This window comes from Reichenbachiella faecimaris (assembly GCF_900176375.1).
GTDB lineage: Bacteria > Bacteroidota > Bacteroidia > Cytophagales > Cyclobacteriaceae > Reichenbachiella > Reichenbachiella faecimaris.
This window is the reverse complement of sequence record NZ_FWYF01000003.1, coordinates 396,574-416,248: the sequence shown is the minus strand read 5'-3', so window position 1 is coordinate 416,248 and position 19,675 is coordinate 396,574. Positions and strand designations below refer to the sequence as shown.

20 protein-coding genes are annotated in these 19,675 nt (G+C 36.1%); 17 read left to right on the top strand and 3 right to left on the bottom strand.

Annotated elements, in window-relative coordinates:
- Positions 1 to 39 precede the first annotated feature (39 nt).
- The 4 genes from B9A58_RS14425 (at position 40) to B9A58_RS14410 (ending at position 4,472) form a co-directional block, all read left to right on the top strand.
- Positions 40 to 1,215, top strand: coding sequence for a trans-sulfuration enzyme family protein (locus tag B9A58_RS14425; protein ID WP_084373579.1), 1,176 nt, complete (start codon positions 40 to 42; stop codon positions 1,213 to 1,215).
- Positions 1,215 to 2,390: a homoserine dehydrogenase gene (locus B9A58_RS14420; RefSeq protein WP_176214795.1), complete on the top strand. Its 1,176-nt coding sequence runs from the start codon at positions 1,215 to 1,217 to the stop codon at positions 2,388 to 2,390. The genes B9A58_RS14425 and B9A58_RS14420 overlap by 1 nt, the downstream gene beginning before the upstream one ends.
- Positions 2,391 to 2,612: 222 nt before the next feature.
- Positions 2,613 to 3,233, top strand: a complete 621-nt coding sequence (locus tag B9A58_RS14415) for a PAS domain-containing protein (RefSeq protein ID WP_084373577.1) — start codon at positions 2,613 to 2,615, stop codon at positions 3,231 to 3,233.
- 78 nt (positions 3,234 to 3,311) lie between these two features.
- Entirely contained in the window at positions 3,312 to 4,472 is a 1,161-nt protein-coding gene (locus tag B9A58_RS14410; protein WP_084373576.1) for a tetratricopeptide repeat protein, read from the top strand.
- Positions 4,473 to 4,474: 2 nt separating this feature from the next.
- On the opposite strand, the gene B9A58_RS14405 is transcribed toward B9A58_RS14410, so the two are convergent.
- Both B9A58_RS14405 and B9A58_RS14400 read right to left on the bottom strand, forming a co-directional pair.
- Positions 4,475 to 5,548, bottom strand: coding sequence for a glycosyltransferase family 4 protein (locus tag B9A58_RS14405; RefSeq protein WP_084373575.1), 1,074 nt, complete (start codon positions 5,546 to 5,548; stop codon positions 4,475 to 4,477).
- Positions 5,549 to 5,567: 19 nt separating this feature from the next.
- Complete coding sequence (locus B9A58_RS14400; RefSeq protein WP_084373574.1) at positions 5,568 to 6,557, bottom strand: NAD-dependent epimerase/dehydratase family protein; 990 nt, start codon at positions 6,555 to 6,557, stop codon at positions 5,568 to 5,570.
- A gap of 110 nt (positions 6,558 to 6,667) precedes the next feature.
- On the opposite strand from B9A58_RS14400, the gene B9A58_RS14395 reads away from it, so the two are divergent.
- The 9 genes from B9A58_RS14395 to B9A58_RS14355 all read left to right on the top strand — a co-directional run bounded on the left by B9A58_RS14395 (position 6,668) and on the right by B9A58_RS14355 (position 15,161).
- Entirely contained in the window at positions 6,668 to 7,582 is a 915-nt protein-coding gene (locus B9A58_RS14395) for a polysaccharide biosynthesis protein (protein WP_084373573.1), read from the top strand.
- Positions 7,583 to 8,082: 500 nt separating this feature from the next.
- A complete protein-coding gene (locus tag B9A58_RS20220) occupies positions 8,083 to 8,895 on the top strand; it encodes a hypothetical protein (RefSeq protein WP_139793906.1) in 813 nt (270 codons plus the stop codon).
- Positions 8,892 to 10,604, top strand: coding sequence for an ABC transporter ATP-binding protein (locus B9A58_RS14385; protein WP_084373571.1), 1,713 nt, complete (start codon positions 8,892 to 8,894; stop codon positions 10,602 to 10,604). Before B9A58_RS20220 ends, B9A58_RS14385 begins: the two co-directional genes overlap by 4 nt.
- A gap of 1 nt (position 10,605) precedes the next feature.
- Positions 10,606 to 11,358, top strand: a complete 753-nt coding sequence (locus B9A58_RS14380) for a class I SAM-dependent methyltransferase (RefSeq protein WP_084373570.1) — start codon at positions 10,606 to 10,608, stop codon at positions 11,356 to 11,358.
- A complete protein-coding gene (locus B9A58_RS14375) occupies positions 11,345 to 12,049 on the top strand; it encodes an FkbM family methyltransferase (RefSeq protein WP_139793905.1) in 705 nt (234 codons plus the stop codon). Before B9A58_RS14380 ends, B9A58_RS14375 begins: the two co-directional genes overlap by 14 nt.
- The gene (locus tag B9A58_RS14370) at positions 12,042 to 12,965 is read left to right on the top strand and encodes a glycosyltransferase family 2 protein (protein WP_084373568.1); all 924 of its coding nucleotides are present in this window, start codon (positions 12,042 to 12,044) and stop codon (positions 12,963 to 12,965) included. Before B9A58_RS14375 ends, B9A58_RS14370 begins: the two co-directional genes overlap by 8 nt.
- Positions 12,947 to 13,918 (top strand): glycosyltransferase family 2 protein, encoded by a 972-nt coding sequence (locus B9A58_RS14365; RefSeq protein ID WP_084373567.1) that lies wholly within the window; start codon positions 12,947 to 12,949, stop codon positions 13,916 to 13,918. Before B9A58_RS14370 ends, B9A58_RS14365 begins: the two co-directional genes overlap by 19 nt.
- Positions 13,915 to 14,427, top strand: coding sequence for an acyltransferase (locus B9A58_RS20740; RefSeq protein ID WP_084373566.1), 513 nt, complete (start codon positions 13,915 to 13,917; stop codon positions 14,425 to 14,427). The genes B9A58_RS14365 and B9A58_RS20740 overlap by 4 nt, the downstream gene beginning before the upstream one ends.
- Positions 14,424 to 15,161, top strand: a complete 738-nt coding sequence (locus B9A58_RS14355; protein ID WP_084373565.1) for a methyltransferase domain-containing protein — start codon at positions 14,424 to 14,426, stop codon at positions 15,159 to 15,161. The genes B9A58_RS20740 and B9A58_RS14355 overlap by 4 nt, the downstream gene beginning before the upstream one ends.
- Here B9A58_RS14355 and B9A58_RS14350 read toward each other — a convergent pair.
- Positions 15,147 to 15,656 carry a methyltransferase domain-containing protein gene (locus tag B9A58_RS14350; RefSeq protein WP_139793904.1) on the bottom strand — a complete coding sequence of 170 codons (510 nt, stop codon included), beginning with the start codon at positions 15,654 to 15,656 and terminating at the stop codon, positions 15,147 to 15,149. The genes B9A58_RS14355 and B9A58_RS14350 overlap by 15 nt on opposite strands.
- A 131-nt stretch (positions 15,657 to 15,787) precedes the next feature.
- Here B9A58_RS14350 and B9A58_RS14345 point away from each other — a divergent pair, with 131 nt between their 5' ends.
- From B9A58_RS14345 to B9A58_RS14330, 4 genes are read left to right on the top strand one after another with little or no spacing between them, the layout of a single operon-like run.
- Entirely contained in the window at positions 15,788 to 16,921 is a 1,134-nt protein-coding gene (locus B9A58_RS14345) for a glycosyltransferase family 4 protein (protein ID WP_084373563.1), read from the top strand.
- Positions 16,914 to 17,858: a glycosyltransferase gene (locus B9A58_RS14340; protein ID WP_084373562.1), complete on the top strand. Its 945-nt coding sequence runs from the start codon at positions 16,914 to 16,916 to the stop codon at positions 17,856 to 17,858. The genes B9A58_RS14345 and B9A58_RS14340 overlap by 8 nt, the downstream gene beginning before the upstream one ends.
- On the top strand, positions 17,848 to 18,612 hold the full coding sequence (locus tag B9A58_RS14335) for a glycosyltransferase family 32 protein (RefSeq protein ID WP_084373561.1): 765 nt from the start codon (positions 17,848 to 17,850) through the stop codon (positions 18,610 to 18,612). The genes B9A58_RS14340 and B9A58_RS14335 overlap by 11 nt, the downstream gene beginning before the upstream one ends.
- A complete protein-coding gene (locus B9A58_RS14330; RefSeq protein WP_084373560.1) occupies positions 18,596 to 19,672 on the top strand; it encodes a glycosyltransferase in 1,077 nt (358 codons plus the stop codon). Before B9A58_RS14335 ends, B9A58_RS14330 begins: the two co-directional genes overlap by 17 nt.
- Positions 19,673 to 19,675: the final 3 nt, after the last annotated feature.

Genomic DNA, 19,675 nt, shown 5'->3' with positions numbered 1-19,675 from the left:
CCTTGAAAAGTCTCCTTGTAAACTTTTAAAAATAAAGACATGCAAGAGACAACAGAAATTTTACACAGCATCCTATCAGATCCTTTGACAGGTGCGCTCTCTACTCCAATTTATCAGACCTCCACGTTTGTGCAAGATGCACCTGGGGTAAACAAAGGCTTCGACTACAGTCGATCCAATAATCCAACGCGACAAGTATTGGAGGAAACTATCGCCAAACTCGAAAACGGTGCTGGTGGCTTTGCTTTTGCGAGCGGACTAGCTGCTGTGGATGCAGTGATCAAATTGTGTCAATCTGGAGATGAGATCGTGGCTGTAGATGATATCTATGGCGGCACCTTCCGTTCATTCGAAAAGCTGTACAAAAAATTCGGGATCACCGTACATTACACAGACACAACCGATCCAGAAAACATTATTGACAACATTACACCTAATACCAAACTAATATGGTTGGAAACTCCAACCAACCCCACCCTAAAAATCACTGACATCGCTACTATTTCTAAGATCGCAAAGGCGAATAATTGCTTGGTCGTAGTAGACAATACCTTTGCCTCGCCCATTCTTCAAAAACCGCTAGACTTGGGAGCAGATATCGTCCTCCATAGTGCCACCAAATATATTGCTGGACATTCTGATGTCATAGCAGGCTTGATTGCCGTGAAGACAAAAGCATTGGCAGAGGAAATCAAATTCATTCAGAATGCAACTGGTAGTATTCTCGGCCCTTGGGACAGCTGGCTAACAATTCGCGGTATTCAGACGCTAGGACTTCGAGTAGAAAAACAGTGCAGAAATGCCGAAATCATTGCTGAATATCTAGCCAACAAAACTGAGTTGCAAATCGTCAACTACCCTGGGCTCAAGCAACATCCAAATCACGCCTTGGCCAGCAGGCAACAAAAATATTTCGGAGCAGTGGTGTCTTTCACGTTCAAAGAAGACACGCTAGAAAAGGCAACTGATTTCGTTACAAATACTAATCTATTCAAATTGGCTGAAAGCCTTGGTGGTGTAAAAAGCCTTTGCTGTCACCCAGCTACCATGACCCATAAGGGAACACCTGACAAAACCCGTAGAGCTGCTGGCATCAATGATTCTCTGGTCAGATTATCTGTGGGCACAGAAGACCCTTCTGATTTAGTCCAGGATTTGGAAGAGGCATTTGAAAAAATTAAATCCATACAAAAAACTGCTGTATTAGCATCATAATGAAGAACCTCAAACTAGGCATTTTCGGTTTTGGCTGCGTTGGTCAAGGCTTGTACCACGTACTCCAACAATCGAATTCCATTAATTCGGAAATAGTAAAAATCTGCATCAAGGATCTGAATAAACCCAGATCCCTGGAGGCCGCCTATTTCACGGACAAAAAAGACGACTTACTTCAAAATGAAGGAATTGATGTCATTGTGGAATTGATTGATGATGCAGAAGCGGCATTTGAGATTGTTAGTACAGCGATGAACAATGGCAAATCCGTAGTATCTGCCAATAAGAAAATGATAGCTGAACACCTAGAGGAGCTACTAGAACTGCAAGAAAAAAACAACGTATCCTTATTGTATGAAGCTTCTTGCTGCGCAAGTATTCCGATCATTCGAAATCTGGAAGAGTATTATGACAATGATTTACTTTCTTCACTAGAAGGCATATTCAATGGCTCTACCAATTTTATTTTATCCAAACTGATAGCTGGGGGTCAAACGTATGACGAAGTATTAAAAGAAGCTCAAGATTTAGGCTTTGCAGAAAGCGATCCTACCCTCGACGTAGAAGGTATTGACCCCAAATATAAGTTATGCATACTCCTCTTTCATGCGTTTGGTTTGGTGGCGAAACCTGACGATGTATTCAATTATGGCATTTCCAAAATCAACGATTTTGACATTGACTATGCCAAGAAAAGAGGACTGACTATCAAATTGATTTCCAAATGCCGAAGAGAGGGAGATAAAATTGAAGCTTATTGTCTCCCCACATTCATTCCCATAGGGTCAGTACTTTCTCAAACCAGCAATGAATACAATGCCGTGGTGCTGGAAAGCGCTTTCTCTGAAAGCCAGCTGCTATATGGAAAAGGTGCTGGAGACAAACCAACTGGATCCGCTGTATTGTCTGACATTTCTGCGCTCAATCACGATTATAAATACGAGTACAAAAAGAAAGCTAAAAATGAAGGCAAATTTGAACTTTGCGAAAATTTTGACATGAGGCTGTATGTGAGATATAACGGCTCGTCCCCAGATTTTAACGATTTTGAAAGCATTGAAGAAAAATATCAAAGCGACAGGGGCAATTTCCTAGTTGGCACAATCAAGCTTAAAAAGCTGAAAAATTCGCGCTGGCTCAAAGACTCAACCATCAACACAATAGTATTGAATTAATTCAACCCAAAGATTTCATAATTGAGAACCTGAACCCTATTGGCAGTCGGCTGATAGGGTTCTCCTTTTTCTCCCTCTTCTATCTACCTATGGCATTATCTCTTTTCAAGGAAGGAATTAATTGGAACTGTAGAGAAAATTTCGATTCGGATAAAAAATATTCCCTGATGACGCTACTAAATTCCGATCATATTGATAAATTTTCAATCCTAACCATCAGCAATGAGAGAGAAAAATTCAAAAAACCTGCAAGAAACCCTTCAGTTACTAGAAGCGATTCAGGATAGTACCACTGTGGCCAATCTGGTGGTGGGAACAGATTTTAGTATTATCTCTTACAATCGAAGATTTAGGGAATTTTTGCTTAAGTATTGGTCTCACGAAGTATCTGTGGGAGAAATCAGCACCAATTTTGTTCACCCAGACAATCTAGAAGACTTCAAAAGGGAATTTGCCATGGCTCTAGATGGAAAAATCATTAGATCAGAGCATAATTTCACTACGCAAAATGGTAAGACCATGTGGATTGCGGTAGAATACCACCCAGTCAAGGATCTTCGTAATACCGGTAATAAAGTCGCGCTCTCATTTAGAAATGTGACTCGCGAGAGACTTTATGAGAAAAAAATTACTGCACAAAACAAAAAACTGAAAGAAGTAGCTTTTGTTTCCGCTCATCAATTGAGGGGGCCGATCACCTCATTATTGGGATTAACCAATCTGCTCTCAGAACGGCCTGATGATTGGTCCGACACTGAATTATATATCAAAAAAATCAAAGAGCTGTCAAGTAAAATAGATGGCGAAATTCGGAGTCTGGTGGACAAAACAGAAGAAATCTAAATCCGACCTTAAAGACCTTACGTATTTGTATAGCTTGTATTAGCTTTATGCTCAAAGAAATTTTCTTAGCAATATTTGATGCGAACACTCATTTTTTTAGCTGTCCTTTCCTTCTTCTTTTCAGCAAGAGCTGAAGCAAACCCTACAGACAGCATTCCTGTGCTCCTCACGGATACTGAAATTCAAATCGAGTGTACTGCCGGCATCAACAGCATGTACAACTTTGAGTTCAAACGCGCTGATTCTCAGTTCCGCTGGCTCAAAGGCAAGTATGGCTGGCATCCACTGCCTTACTTCTTGCTGGGCCTAAGTCAATGGTGGCGCATTGTCCCTAACATCCAAGATGAACAATATGACTCCGCCATGCTTGTCTATATGGACAGCACCATTCTAATAGCTGAAAATATTTTTGACCATGGAAGTACGGTGGAGGGAGGATTTTTCCTATCTGCAGCTTACGCATTTAAGGGACGACTTTATGCTGAAAGACACGCCTGGCGCAAAGCTGCTACTGCAGGCAAAAACGCCATGAAATACCTAGATTACTGTAGAGATCATGAAGAATTCGGCCCTGAGATCCTCTTTGGTGATGCTTTATACAATTACTACTCGGTTTGGATACCTGAGAACTACCCTATCCTAAAACCCATCATGATGTTTTTTAGAGATGGAGACAAAGCATTGGGTTTGAGCCAGTTGAGAGAAGTGGCAAACAACGCTTTTTTCACCCGGACAGAAGCGCAATATTTTTTGATGCGAATATTAGCCGACGAAGAGCATGACAAAAAATCGGCTCTGTTCATAGCTGAGTATCTCAACCAAACCTTTCCGAACAACGCTTACTTTCAGAGGTATTATGCTCGGATGCTATATACCTCGGGCAGATACGCCAAAGCTGAAAACATTGCCAAATCAATCATTTCCAAGATCGATAGTAGTTATGTCGGCTACGAACAAAATAGTGGTCGTTATGCTGCTTTCTTTTTGGGCGAGATCAATTCGCACAGAGATGAACCTGAAGAAGCTGAGAAATATTACCAACTATGTGTGAAATATGGCAATGAAATAGGTGCCCAAGAAAAAGGGTACTACCTCTACTCCATGTTGAATTTGGGACGATATGCCGCAGATAGAGGGGACAAAGAGGAAGCCAAGGAAAAATTTAAACTAGTAAAAAAATTGTCTAACAAGAAGGCACGCACCTATGATTTGGCTAAGGAGTATTTGAAGAGTCTCTAATGTCATGTAAATAACTGAAGGAAGTTTTTTGAATTTGACTGAACAGAATACCTTTCGATTACTTTTTGTCTCCCTGCTTTTCCCAGTTGATTTCTAAGCGATTCATCCTCCATCAATATTTTTAGCTTTTCGATCCAATCATCAATAAACTCACAATGGTAACCATTGAACTGAGGTTCTACCATCTCGCGATTGACGCCCACTGGCGAAACCAAAACTGGTTTTTCTAATGCCATAAATTGCAGGGCTTTAAATCCACACTTTCCTCTCGACCATTTGTCATCAACTAATGGCATAATGCCTATGTCTATTTGATTCAAATCTGCTATTTCAGTTTCTTTATTCCATGGAAAAAACCTTTGGTTTGGAAATGCCCGATCAGGCTCCTTGTCAGCAATAACAATAAAATCAAATGCATAGATGTTGGAAAGCTTATCCAAAGGGTCTCTCAATACTTCAAGATATTTCAAAGTAGAGTGCGTACCTGTCCATCCTATAGTCAACCTTTTTGTCTCTTTGCTCTGAGGAAGGTGTCTATTTGCTGTATCAATGGTCGTAGGATTACAAATCACCTCTGTGTTGAACTGAGAGGCAAAGTCACTCAAATATTGGTTGCCTGCACTGACTTTATAACTCCATGAGATGATTCGTTTGACCTTCTCTGGAAATTTCAACCAAGCCACTAAACCATTTTCTGAAGAAGTATTTGGCAGCCAGATGGCGTCATCAAAATCATAGATCAACCTCTTCTTCCAAACCTTCGTAATCAACCACTCAATAAAAGGAATCCCTAATGGAGAAGCTTCTCTATGCACAAACACAAAATCAAACCTATGCAACCTGGTGAACAGCAATAATCTTCTAACGAAGCCACTTGCTATACCCCATGCCTTCCTTAATACTTTACCTTCCTGATAAAGAATTGACCAAGTAGAGTCGTCAATAAAGGACTGACAGTCATATTCAAATCCCTTTTCGCCAAGAAAAGTCAAATATTGCTCAAAACGAAAACGCTGAGAACCAGCCGTATCCATTGGGTATGGTGTAAGGAAGAGTATTCTTTTTGGCCTGCTCATAATCAATCAGCAATTTATGCTATTTCCAAAAAGGAGGCAGGTTTTTAGTCAGCTCTAAAGATTCAAATTTTTTGGATGGTTGATGCGAAGATTTTTTTGCCCAATCAGCCATCTTTTGTAATCCAAGCTCAAGAGATGTTTCCTGCAAACCTCCAAAGTATCTTTTAACCTTGTCATGGTTAGCATAAGCATGTTTGACCTCATTTCTTGCTTCCAAATAATTGATATGAGATGCTAATTTCATGGCTTTCATCACTTGTTTGGCTAATGCCTTAACAGAAATTTCCGTTTCTGAACCAATATTAAAGGTTTCTCCATAAACCTCCTGGTTCATAGCACTTTCGGCAATCAAAGGCACTATCTCGCCAACATAGCTAAAGGCTCGAGTTTGGCTCCCATCTCCAAAAATGGAAAGAGATTCCCCATGCAGCAATTGATTCATGAAAATACCTATTACATTCCGATAAGGATCAGATATATGCTGTCGTTCACCATATACGTTGTGCGGACGCCAAATCACATAGTCTAACCCAAACATTTCCTTGCTGGCCTTCAATTCTAGCTCTACTGCATACTTGGCAATACCATAGGAATCTTCTGGCTGGGGAACCATACTTTCTGACATGGGAGGCGTTTGATTGCCATAAACTGCAATAGAAGAGGTGAAAACAAAACACTTGATATTATGTTTTACTGATTCATTGATCAGATTGACACTTCCTGTCAGATTGTTTTGATAATTGAATCTTTTGATGAAATGACTCAATCCTTCTGCAGCATAGGCTGCCAAATGATAGACATAATCAATTTCATGCGTTTCAAATAGCTCTGAAAGTAAATCATGATCCAAAATTGACCCTTTTACAAATTTTGCGTCAGTGGAGACATTCTCCAACCTACCTCCACTCAGGTCATCAAATACAATGACTTTGTGACCGATAGTCAATAATTGATCTACTATGTGACTCCCAATAAACCCGGCTCCGCCCGTGACTAGTGATGTTGGCATTCTTTTTTGTTAGCTAATTAAGTTTATCTTTTTAAAATTCAGTCCATCAATTTTCTTAATTCATCGAAATTATAGAATCCTCATTTAATCAAATCGCTTAACTTCGAACCATGCTGAATAATCAGTCCATATTTATTACAGGAGGTACAGGTACGCTAGGTCAGGCTTTTATCAAAAAAGCACTAACCGAGTTTCCCAAAATCAAAGAAATAACTATTTACTCCCGTGATGAGATGAAGCAGTATGATTTGCGCCGTGAGTATCCTTCAGGCTCATTTCCTCGAATGAATTGGGTCATTGGTGACATTAGGGATGCAGAAAGACTCAATGACAAAATGAAGAAGACGGATATCGTAATTCATGCAGCAGCCATGAAACATATTCCGATATGCGAAGAAAATCCGGAAGAATGCCTGAAGACTAATGTGGAGGGTACAAAAAATGTGATTCATGCTGCTATAGAAAATAAAGTCAAAAAAATCGTTCTTGCTTCGACTGATAAAGCGGTAGATCCCATTTCCATCTATGGAAACTCCAAGCAGGCTGCAGAGAAACTATTTCTAAATGCAAGTAATGAAGTGAGCAAGTTTGCTATCGTTCGCCTAGGAAATATCTGGGGCTCCAGAGGATCTGTGGTACCTTTGTTCAAGGAATTGGCAAAAACGGGAATTATTCCAATTACACATCCTGATATGACTCGATTTTTTTGTACTGAAGACCAATCTGCTGACGCTGTACACTATACGCTGAAAAACATGAAGGGCGGGGAAATAATTATCCCTAAAATGAAAGCACGCAAAATCTCTGACCTTGCCAAAGAACTTGCTCCTGAATGTGCATATAAGATTATTGGCTTGAGAGGATTTGAAAAAATAGGAGAAAAATTAGCATCAGATATTGAGCTGGAAAGATTGCATGAAAGCAAACATTTTTGGATGATCAACAAAACCGTTCCATCTAAAGATGCTCCATGCATAAGTCATCAATTGGATAGCAGCCTTCTTTTAAAATATCAATTGAATTAATGGGAATTCAGGATCTGATAATTACTCCAATTTACTTTTTCTTGCTGCTAATAGTAGCATACATAATCCGTCCTTTAGTCACTAATCAAGACACTAAGCCTTATTTCATACCTGGGCTGTTAGTTAAGTTTGTGGGGGCAACAGCCCTTGGTCTCATTTATCAATTTTATTATGGAGGCGGCGACACATTCACCTTTCATACTCACGGGAGTCGATGGATTTGGGAAGCATTTATGAACAATCCATTAATAGGAGTAAAAATGCTACTAAGTGGTGGAGGACAATACGATGGGTCATTTTTCACCTACAGTTCAAGAATTTGGATGTATCGAGATGAAAGTTCTTACTTTTTAATAAAAATTATAGCCATTTTCGACATCCTAACATTTTCCACTTATTCAGCTACAAGCCTATTTTTTGCATCGTTCGCTTTTAGTGGTCTATGGGCACTGTTTTCAGCATTCCAAAAACTGTACCCAAAACAAACCTATAAATTTTCATTGGCGTGCCTTTTTATTCCTTCCGTAATATTTTGGGGATCAGGAATATTAAAAGATAGTGTCACCTTAGGAGCACTATGCTGGATGACCTTTTTTTTATTTCAAATTACTATTTTCAAGCAAAACCAATTGATTAGTTTAGTTTTCCTACTTTTTTTTGGATGGATAATATTCTCAATAAAAATCTATATTTTACTTTGTTTCCTTGTATCTACCATCTCCTATCTATACCTCCAAAATTTATCCCGGATCAAGAATTCAATTGTCAAAATAATCCTTGCCCCACTTTTTCTAGTAATTTTTGTAGGTGCTGGATACCTGATATTAAATAAAGTCACAGAAGGAAATTCACGTTATACTATTGACCGAATTGCAGAAACGGCAAAAATTACTGCATATGACATTCGATATGGCTGGGGAGCCAGACAGGGTGACAATTCTGGGTATACTCTTGGAGAATTAGATGGTTCCTTTGGGAGTTTTATTTCATTAGCACCCAAAGGAATAATTGTTACCTTATTTAGGCCCTGGCCATGGGAAGTAAAAAACCCTTTAATGTTATTGGCAGCTATTGAGAGTTTATTCTTCCTTTGTGCCACTATTTATTGTATATACACTATTCGATTCTCTTACATTTTAAAATCTTCAAGTTTACCACTTGTTTTATTCTGCCTGAGTTTTTCTCTCCTGTTTGCTTTTGCTATTGGCGTCAGTACTTATAATTTTGGGACTTTAATGAGATACAAAATACCAATAATGCCATTCTACTCTTCTTTGCTAATCTTAATTCTAGATTTAAGGCAGAACTCATGAATAAAAACATTGTTGTTAATACCTTAATAAGGATCAAAAATATTCTTCCTAGAAAGTTTCGAAAAACTTCCATTTGGCTCCTAATAGGAATTTTTGCAAATTCTATATTTGAAATAATTGGTCTTGCTGCACTCTTACCATTGTTGGCTGCCATACTTAAAGACAATTTTATCCATACAAATCCCATTCTGGGACATCTCTACGCATTTTTTAAATTTGAATCAGACAAAAGTTTCATCCTGGTTTTATGCCTTTTTATTTTCTTGTTCATAGTCTTTAAAAATGGTTTTGGGATATGGATACAAAAGCAACAAGCATTGTTTAGCTGGGTAGTTCATGAATCAATTTCTTCAAAAATTTTAAAAAATACTTTTGATCGTGGATTTACATATTTCACTGGAAATAATTCCAACAAAATTCTCAATCGTATTCAGACAATTCCGATGCAATTTGCACAACAGATGTTGGCAAGTGTATTTCTGGTAACTAATGAAATTATAGTGCTAACTATGATTTTAGCCTCACTACTTGCCTTTGATCCAAAAATTTTGCTTTTACTCATTGGAATAGTAATTCCAGTATTTACAGTATTCTACAAAAAAAACAAAACTGCAATTTCATCTCTTGGTGAAGACCTCAATGAATTAGGTCCAAAAATTGCCAAACCAATTTTCGAAATTGTTTTTGGATATGTTGATGTCTTAATAAATGGTTCTTTCAAAAATTTCCTAAATGAGTATATAGTTCAAACTCGACTTGCCAAATCACTTAGAATTAAGCTGTTAGTTATTCAAAATGTACCGAACCGGCTAATTGAAATTTGTGTTGTTCTTGCCGTTATGATTATGCTCCTTTATGGTTTGTTCTTTCTACATGGAACAGAAAAAATATTAATATTAATGAGCGTTTTTGGACTAGCCGCGTATCGAACTATTCCTTCGATCAATAGATTAATGTTATCAGTTGTCAACATCCAAAATCAACAGTACATTCTCAATTTTTTGGAAGAATATTTAGAAAAAGAGAAATTTCAATCAGAAAACAATAAGGCTTTAAAATTTGAAGATTCTATCCAACTCCAAAACATACATTACAAATATTCAGAATCTCAAAAAAATGTCATCAGTGATTTTTCGTTAAGTATTAAAAAAGGTGAAGCAATTGGGGTAGTGGGCAAGTCTGGATCAGGAAAAACAACTTTGATGAATCTCCTTTTAGGGTTTATAGAACCTACATCAGGAGAAATACTAATTGATGGAGAAAAGTTGAATGAAACGAACATTTCAAAATGGCAAGAAAGATGTGGCTACGTCCGACAGGATGTGTTTTTAATTGATGGAAGTGTAATTGAAAACGTAGCTTTTGGCATATCAAAAGAGAAGGTAAATCATAATAAATTTGATGAAGTAATAAAAAAGGCCCAACTTTTAGAATTTGTACATGATCTACCTAATGGCAAACATAGCAACATTGGTGAAAGAGGTGCCAAAATATCAGGTGGTCAACGACAACGTATCGGAATTGCTCGTGCGCTATATCATGGTGCAGACTTATTATGCTTTGACGAGGCAACTTCTGCTTTAGACACTGAAACCGAGAACGAGATTACTGAAGCTATTAAAGCTATTCAAGATGAATCATTGACTATGGTTATTATAGCCCATAGAGAAAGTACTCTGAAGTATTGCGATAAAATAATAAAACTATAGTATGCTGATCAAAAAGACCAAAAAGCTAATTGCTCGTCTCGGAAGAATCTTTAATAAGCACATAAGAACAGAGTTCAAAAACCAACTCTATGATATGCAGGCTCAACAATTTCTAAATATTTTATGTCCAACAGATATTTTTATTCCAATTACTGACAGAAGTATGAGGCCTGTACTACTTCAGCACATTTTAAATGATATAATTATAAATAATAGGACCTGTATCTTAGAATTTGGAAGCGGTTCATCAACGATAATGATTTGTAGGCTGATAAAAACCCATAACCTAGATTTAAAATTTGTAAGTATCGATTCAAACAAGGATTGGATAACTATTTTAAACAAACAATTGGCCAATGAAAACCTCGCCCATTATGTAGATATTTTATATGCCCCAGTAGATAACCTTGAGTCTTCCAATAGAAAATGGTATAGTGGTCAGGAATTAGAAAAGCTCACCGATTACAAATTTGATTTGGTTATTGTCGATGGCCCAGTTGGAAATATTTGCAAAAATGCAAGAGAGCCAGCAATTCCACTTGTACAAAATAATTTATCCGATACGTTTACTATATTCTTAGATGATGTACACAGAACAGACGAATCAGAAATATTGGACTCTTGGGCAAGGGAGTTAAATTTATTACCCAATAAGACTGACACCTATGGTTGGATAAGCACTACTTCAAATTTTTCAAGTGCTCCTATATCTCAAGCGTATGAAATAATCGCAACTTATATTGAAAGAAAATAATATGTCTTTCTTAAAAAGAATAAAAAACATAATTTCAAAAGCCTTTTTTAATAAATATCAGGCTGATTTTTACTTCTCTCAAGCCGGTGAAGACATAATTTTAAGGAGGATATTTCTTGAAAAGAAAAATGGTTTTTACATTGACATTGGAGCCTTTCATCCGTTTACCGCTTCCAACACACAACATTTTTACCTGAACAACTGGAGTGGAATTAATATAGAACCCAGGCCAAATTCAAAATTAATTTTTGATAAGTACCGCCCTCGTGATAAAAATCTGGAATTAGGGATTGGCGTTGAACAAACGGAAATGAACTATTATGAAGACCCTATTCATCCAACCAACAATACGTTTAGTGAAAAAATTGCCACCTCCTTTAGTTCACCACTTTTAAATCCAAAAAAAATATCTGTTTGGCCCCTGAGCAAAGTCTTAGATACCTATTTACCTAAAGATCAAACTATAGATTTTTTAACTTGCGACTGCGAAGGCTATGATTTCGAGGTGTTAAAATCAAATGATTGGAAAAAGTACAAACCAACCGTAATCCTTGTTGAAAGGAATTTTTCTAATGATCAATTTGAACAAATTGACACCTTGCTTTCTTCAGTGGGTTACAGTATAAAGTACAAAATTCCAGTAAATGAAGGTGCAGAGAGTCTATTTTATATAATAGAAAGTCATGTGTAATCTCTCCATTCTAATGCCTGTTTATAATGCAGGAAATTATGTTCAGCAGGCCATTGAAAGCATTTTATGTCAATCCTATACAAACTGGGAGCTGCTAGTTTGCGATGACAATTCACAAGACAATTCTCTCTCTATACTAGAGTCGTTTCGTGACCCACGCATAAAAATTTACAGCAATAAGACAAACCTAAAAAAGCCAAAAACTGTGAACAAGCTTTTTGGTTTCGCTAAAGGACAATACATTACAATTCATGACGCAGATGACATTTCAGACCCTTTAAGGTTTGAAAAACAAATTAACCAGCTTGAGTCAAGTAGTGCCATATTTTGTGGCTGCAACATCGAATACATCTCTGAGGGTGGCAAAAGACTAAATATTATAATTGATAAAAAAAAATATGAGCAGGATGACTTTCCAAGGTATGGAGATGCTACCATTATTGTTAAAAAACCGTACATAGAAAACGAACCAATCTTCAGAGACTATTTCAAAAACAACATGGACTATGACCTTGGGCTTAGATTATTAGATAAAGGTGAATATACTAACGTTGATGAAAGTCTTTACTTTTATAGAAATGTGTTTGGCTCGGTGAGTAAATCCTACCAAAACCCAAAAAATTTGGTCTATAAATGGATGGCCTTTCATTTTGCAAGTCAACGGCGCTCAGGAATTAAAGATGATTTGGAACTGGGCGCAGTAAAAAAAATTAATGATAGCGAAAATGAAATAATTAAAAACCTAACAACAAACCCTTACCAATATGAAATAGAGATAATATATTTTCTAGTTTCGATTAAGATGTATCAGGAGGCACTTAAAATAAATCTAATCGCAATAAAACGTTATCCATTTTTCATCCCTCTATATAAGTCCATTTTTAAAATATTTCTGAAATGGATACTACAGCGCTAAGCTTTTCGAACCGTCCAGTATTATCCGTTATTTTACCCGCGTATAATGCTCAGCATTATATTCGTGAGGCTATTGACTCTATTCTTGATCAGAGTTTTCAAAATTTTGAACTAATTGTATCTGATGATGGATCTTCGGATCAAACCCGTTCAATTATTGAATCTTATGATGATCCCAGAATTGTTGTAAGCCACAACAATAAAAATATTGGCAAAACAGAGACGGTAAATCGACTATTTGGCATGGTCAAAGGTGAATTTCTCACCATTCATGATGCGGATGATTTTTCAAATAGAGAAAGGTTCAAAAAACAAATTGACTTTTTGAAATCAAACCCAGAATACGGAGTTTGTGGTACTGGGTTCAAGACTATTACAGAAAAAGGGGAAGAGTTTGATAAAGTGTTGATGAATCAAACTGATCAAGAAATTCGGGAAAATATCGATAAGCATAGTCAAATCCACGGTCCTACTGCTGTAGTTAGGACAAGACTCATAGATCCTAAACTTAGGATTTACAGAGCCTACTTCGAAAACAACTATGAAGACATTGATTTTGTTTACAGAATATTAAGTATTTCCAAGGCTTATAATCTAAGAGAATACCTTTATTACTATAGAATACTTCCTAATTCCTTATGTAGGAAGAAAATAACAATTAAAAATAGAAATCTATATAAAATAGTTTTACACTTAACCCATCAAAGGAATCAGAAAGGTATTGACGACCTAATGGAAAATAATCTCTACGAATTAAATGCAAAATTCCAAAAAATTACAAACCACTATCATCTTGATCCATCACTCATAAATAGAGAGGCCGCTGCCTATTATATGTACTGGAATTTGAAGGATAAAGCAATCATTGAATCAATAAAAGCTATATATAAGAAGCCACTATTAGGTAAAAATTACCGTACTTTAATTTATTGTTTAAGGAAATTTTTCACATGAAAAAAGGTTTTAAATGGCTTCTATATCGCATTGTTAATAAATTGCTTTCTATTCATAGGCAATATACTAATGAGAATATTTACCGAGCATTTGATATTCATCCAAGTGTTCAATTTTGGAATGTTTCATTTGAAGGCAATATCATAATCGCTGAAAAAACATACATCAATGAGGGCTCTCGAATAGATTCAGGGTCATCATCGACAGTTAAAATAGGCAGTCATTGCGCTATCGGGAGATATGTTCATATCACATCAAAGACTCACAGCTTAGATCAGCCAACGACTTCCCGCACTAATTCGGAAATTAAAATAATTGAGAAGAATACTACCATAGGAAACCACGTTTGGATCGGAGACAAATCATTTATAAACTTAGGTGTTAGCATTGGAGATAATGCTATTATAGGTGCTAACTCTGTTGTACTAAAAGATGTTTTACCCTACGAAGTAGTAGCTGGCGTGCCTGCGAAACATATAAAATTTAACAGACCAACAGGATCAAAATGACGGTAGATAATCCGAATTTCATATATGATAATTGGGCTTACAATAACTCTTCTGCAAGCCAGATAGTTCCCTATGTTATTGACCGATTCAAGCCTAAATCGGTTATAGACATTGGATGTGGAACTGGTAGTTGGCTGAGTGTTTTTAAATCTAAAGGTGTCAAGTCAATACTGGGAGTAGATAGCTCTATTTTTAATCAGAGTTGCTTTTCAATTGAAGAATCAGAATATCAAAAGATAGATTTGTCAACAAATGTAGAACTAGATAAAAAATACGACCTTGCTATTTCACTTGAAGTCGGCGAACACATAGAAGAATCCTGCTCTGACACTTTTATTGATAACTTGTGTAATGCTAGTGATCTCATTCTCTTCTCTGCCGCTATACCTGGACAAGGAGGACAAATGCATATCAACGAACAATGGCCAGACTACTGGATTAACAAATTTTTTCAACGAGGTTTTGAAGTAGACGACAGCATAAAAAAAGTTTTTTGGACAAATAAGAAAATTCATTGGTGGTACCGCCAAAATGTTTTGATCTTCAAGCGAACAACAACCTCTGGGCTATCGACCAATTTACCAACAAACCTAGTTCACCCCGAATTGTTTGAATATCGAAATTCAGAAATTGCACTTTATAAAAGCGGAATAATTGGAGTTAAAAGTGCGTTTAAAATGTTAATCAACGCAGTGATATATAAAATATTTAAGAAATCATCATTTCTTAGCTAGTGCCCAAACTACTATTGGGAACTGAGGCTCATTTCTCAAAGAGTGTCTTTTCTCATTGTAAGGAAACCATTCTTTGAAATTTGCAACAACGCATTCCCTATTACCCCACCCAAAGGTTTGTATTTTATCTTTTGAAAAACCGCACTCTTCCAAAAAATAAAGCATCCCTTCTGGAGTCCAGCGAGTGCAATCTACAGGAGAAGGATGTATTTTCAACAAAAAAGGAGTTGTAATTAACAAAAAACCATCTGCCTTTAACATTTTAAATGCATTAAGACCTGCTTTGTAAGGATATTTTAGATGTTCAAAAACCTGTTCAGCAATTATGATGTCAAATTGCTCTTCTAAAGTCTCAAAGCAAATATCAAAATTAGGATATGAAACATTTTGATATTCGGAAAAACCAAAAGTACTCCAATCTGTCCCTGAAATCTCGAGAGCAGAAAAAGTATTATAATCCAGGTTTTGAACCATGTTTTTAGTTTCTCTATTCATCACTATTCTACACCATTGATCATTATCTGGATAATACCCGATCAGATTCTGATAGATCTTTAAGAGCCTCTCTGAGCTTTTTATACGGTTTTTAATAAAATTTATCATAATATCGCTTGCTAATAGAATAAATGAAGAAGATAAATATCCTGCATATCACCAACTGGTACCCTCACAAAAGTAATCCCTATGAAGCACTTTGGGTTAAGAGGCACATAGATACTATTTCACCGTATTGCAACAATCATGTAGTCCATATCGATATTCGAAAAGGCCGCCTAAAGCTAGAGCAAAATTGGTCCTGTTCTGAAAATAATTATATTCACTTCTGGCTGCCTTTCAAAATATTTCGAATATGGGAGTTGATGTATGCGTTACTTTTACTTTACACTTTTGCTCGACTAAAAATTTCAAATTACTCATTAATAAATTTCCATATTGCCTACCCTATTTGTACGTATATCCATTGGGTAAAATTAATAGTTAGAAAACCAATGCTTATAAATGAACATTGGAGCGAATACAGAAATAATTTTGGTATAAAAAAAGCAAATAAGACAAGCCGCATAAGAAGAATATTTAAAAATAATATTCCAATTGCGGTAGTAAGTAAGTCCTTGTATAAGGACATCTACAACTTTAGCCTAAAGGCAAATTTTCCTCACTACATTTTACCAAATGTTGTAGAATTCGATGAATCATTTCCAATTGATAGCTCAATTGATACAAAAACATTTTTCATGATGAGCCAGTGGAAATACCCCAAAGATCCCATTCTTGCTCTTAAAGGATTCAAATTATTTCTTGTTAAATACCCTAATGCGAAGCTGACCATAGCCGGGTATGGGCCACAGAAAAACCTGATTATCGATTTTATAAAAAAAAACAGGCTTGAAAAAAACATTAGTTTTATTGGTGTAATTAATTCTACTGTAGCCAAAAAATATTTTGCCAACTCTAGTGCTTTTATTCACTCTTCTTCGTACGAAACATTCTCAGTTGTTTGTGCTGAAGCATTGTCATATGGATGCCCAGTAATCGCTTCTAAAGTAGGAGGTATTTCAGAATATGTAAATGAAAAAAACGGTGTACTTGTTGAACATGATAGTTTTGAGGAAGAATTATTTCTTGCACTTGACAAGGTAACAGCCCTGCAATCAAAAAGGAATGACATAGCCAAAGAAATCCGTTTGAAATTTGGCCCAAAAACAATAGGGAGCACGTATTTCGGTATTATTAAAAATATTATAGGACATAATGAATGATAGACCACTAGTTTCAATTATTACACCAGCTTATAATGCAGGAAAGTACATACATGAAACCATCAATTCTGTACTTTCACAAACTTATTCAGCCTGGGAGCATATAATAGTTGACGACGGCTCTTCAGATAATACCGAAGCCGTAGTTAAAAAATTTGAAGACGACCGGATTATCTTAATAAGTCAATGCAACTCTGGTATGGGTGCGGCCAGAAACAAAGCAATTTCCGCATCTAAAGGTGTATACTTGACCTTCATAGATGCTGATGACTGCTGGCTTCCTAATAAACTAAATGAGCAGGTACAATTACTTGAAAATTCTGATATTGGATTAACATTTTCAGGTGGCTACTATTTTGATCTGATAGAGCGGCCTATTACTATTCCTAAGATAGATGATCTAGGACATAATTTAACTTCATCCTTAGTACTCAAAAACATAATTTCTATTCCTTCAGTAATGTTACGAACCAACCTCCTAAGGAAAATAGGAGGGTTTGACTCAGATCCTTCCTTAGGTATTGTGGCGGACTACGAACTGTGGATTAGAATCTGCCAGCTTAATGTTCGAATAGTTTCCACACCTGAACTGAATTTATTCAAATACAGAATTCATGAAGGACAATCCACCTATGAGGACAAATTATTGAATACTACTTTAAGTGTCGTTAGAATGCTGGATAAACTCAAAAAAGAAAAACTCATTTCCGAAAATCAGTTTGTAGCTGGGTGCTGCTCTCATTTCAGAATGTTATTAGATCAAGAGCTTTTAAGGACAAAAGACCAAGATCTTGAAATGGTATTTTCAGCCCTAGAAAGCTATACCTTTGTAAAAAGAAAAATAACAATTATTCATACATTGAGTAGACTAAACAGAAGATTAGCTCATTTCCTTTCTTGGAGGTTACTAAAAGTTTCATCAGCTTATGATTCCTAAAATATTACATTATTGCTGGTACGGCCCAAACGAATTATCTGAACTCAATAAAAGATGTATTGAGAGCTGGAAGACTATAATGCCAGAATACGAAATTATGAAATGGGATGAAACCAATTCTAAGATGGATCTCCCGTTCATGAAAGGTGCTTACAAAAAAAAAAGGTTCGGCTATCTCATTGATCATACGAGACTCTATGCTCTCTCCAAGCATGGTGGAATATTTTTGGACCTAGACTTTATGGCCCTACAATCTTTCAACCGTTTATTAGATCATACTTTTTTTTTAGGCATGATCAAAGAAGAAGAGGTAGGGATGGGGATTATTGGTTGTGAAACCAATAATCCCCATATACTCCAAATTATGAAGGTGTATGAAGATCTGGATAAATTTCAAGATATTCCAAGTACTGCCATTGCAACAAACTATTTTAAAAGTCAAAATTTACATGCCAACTTTAACTCCGTAGAAAACGATGTAGCCTTTTACCCGAAAGAATTTTTTTATAATTACACTTTATCCCATGCCTTTCACGGGGAAAACTACAAAAAATATATTCATCCAGATAGTATAGCAATCCATTTATGGGAAAATACTTGGATCAAGCCCGAATTCAGAGATTTCTGGTTTGGTGAAGTTAGACGTGGATACACAAGAGCAATAAAGAGAATCATTCGACAACCATTTCAGGGAGTTGGATACTACAAAGATTTAACTTATCATGTATTAAGGCACCTTGGATTTAGAAAATAAAATATCAGCAAGAGAAATACTAGGTAGGATACGAAATTTAGTACTATTCCTTTTTGTTCATTACAAAAAACTAAGGAAAACAAAACCTACCAAACCTGTAATTTTCTTCGAACTAGAAGACAACTATTGGCATCGTTATCTACTTATTTTATGCCATTTTTTTGAAAACAAAGGGTTTCAAATTATCATCATGCCTAAATTAAAATTCATGTCCAATTGGGCAACTTTGGCGTTAGCCGATCAACTGCCAGATGTGAAATTTCAATCTACTACACACTTTGAATTATGTATCTCTTCCAAGCTTAAAAAAAGAAAAAACACGAAACATCTTTTTACCGATTACTTCCAACCACAAATTTCCTCTGATGCTTTCAAAATTCCGATGCCAATGGTAGATACCATGTACAAACTTGGATACTATAAGAAAAGTAAAGCTTTGTCCACACAAGAAAAACGGAATATAAAAATATTCTATGTTGGGAATATTAACAAAGGACATAATACGCCTACTATTCTAGAGTGTTTTAATATTTTAGATAGAAATCAAATTATTGATATAATTACAAGGAACTTTGCAGATTCAATAGCAAAACCTCCTGGTTCGGATATTGAAATGCTAAACATGAAAGCAGAGATTGTAATTTTTGACCGTAAAGAATTAAATATAAGACCTGAAATGCTTCTTGAGGCACTAGCGAATTGCCAATTCATATTAGGCCCTCCAGGGGTTGTAATGCCTCAAACACATTTTATTGTTGAAGCTATGTCCGTTGGTTGTATACCTATTATTGAATTTCCGGAAATATTTGACACTCCGCTTGACGATTCCAATTCTGTTATTTTCGATGGTGAAACTGATCTGAAAGAAAAAATAAAGTATGTGTTATCACTGCCCGATGATAGAATCAGAGAAATGCACACTAACGTGATACAGTTCTATGACGATCATTTATCAATCGACGCAGTAGTTGGTAATATTCTCAACCCAAGATACCAATCCCTTTTCTTAAACTGTGAAAACTACAGCGTACAACAGATGAATAATGTTAGAAGAGATTAACGT

What these genes read in the sequence shown, in the direction of transcription:
- B9A58_RS14425 (WP_084373579.1), top strand. Translation starts at nt 40, where the DNA reads ATGCAAGAGACAACAGAAATTTTACACAGCATCCTATCAGATCCTTTG.
- B9A58_RS14420 (WP_176214795.1), top strand. Translation starts at nt 1,215, where the DNA reads ATGAAGAACCTCAAACTAGGCATTTTCGGTTTTGGCTGCGTTGGTCAA.
- B9A58_RS14415 (WP_084373577.1), top strand. Translation starts at nt 2,613, where the DNA reads ATGAGAGAGAAAAATTCAAAAAACCTGCAAGAAACCCTTCAGTTACTA.
- B9A58_RS14410 (WP_084373576.1), top strand. Translation starts at nt 3,312, where the DNA reads ATGCGAACACTCATTTTTTTAGCTGTCCTTTCCTTCTTCTTTTCAGCA.
- B9A58_RS14405 (WP_084373575.1), bottom strand. Translation starts at nt 5,548, where the DNA reads ATGAGCAGGCCAAAAAGAATACTCTTCCTTACACCATACCCAATGGAT.
- B9A58_RS14400 (WP_084373574.1), bottom strand. Translation starts at nt 6,557, where the DNA reads ATGCCAACATCACTAGTCACGGGCGGAGCCGGGTTTATTGGGAGTCAC.
- B9A58_RS14395 (WP_084373573.1), top strand. Translation starts at nt 6,668, where the DNA reads ATGCTGAATAATCAGTCCATATTTATTACAGGAGGTACAGGTACGCTA.
- B9A58_RS14385 (WP_084373571.1), top strand. Translation starts at nt 8,892, where the DNA reads ATGAATAAAAACATTGTTGTTAATACCTTAATAAGGATCAAAAATATT.
- B9A58_RS14380 (WP_084373570.1), top strand. Translation starts at nt 10,606, where the DNA reads ATGCTGATCAAAAAGACCAAAAAGCTAATTGCTCGTCTCGGAAGAATC.
- B9A58_RS14370 (WP_084373568.1), top strand. Translation starts at nt 12,042, where the DNA reads ATGTGTAATCTCTCCATTCTAATGCCTGTTTATAATGCAGGAAATTAT.
- B9A58_RS14365 (WP_084373567.1), top strand. Translation starts at nt 12,947, where the DNA reads ATGGATACTACAGCGCTAAGCTTTTCGAACCGTCCAGTATTATCCGTT.
- B9A58_RS20740 (WP_084373566.1), top strand. Translation starts at nt 13,915, where the DNA reads ATGAAAAAAGGTTTTAAATGGCTTCTATATCGCATTGTTAATAAATTG.
- B9A58_RS14355 (WP_084373565.1), top strand. Translation starts at nt 14,424, where the DNA reads ATGACGGTAGATAATCCGAATTTCATATATGATAATTGGGCTTACAAT.
- B9A58_RS14350 (WP_139793904.1), bottom strand. Translation starts at nt 15,656, where the DNA reads ATGAATAGAGAAACTAAAAACATGGTTCAAAACCTGGATTATAATACT.
- B9A58_RS14345 (WP_084373563.1), top strand. Translation starts at nt 15,788, where the DNA reads ATGAAGAAGATAAATATCCTGCATATCACCAACTGGTACCCTCACAAA.
- B9A58_RS14340 (WP_084373562.1), top strand. Translation starts at nt 16,914, where the DNA reads ATGAATGATAGACCACTAGTTTCAATTATTACACCAGCTTATAATGCA.
- B9A58_RS14335 (WP_084373561.1), top strand. Translation starts at nt 17,848, where the DNA reads ATGATTCCTAAAATATTACATTATTGCTGGTACGGCCCAAACGAATTA.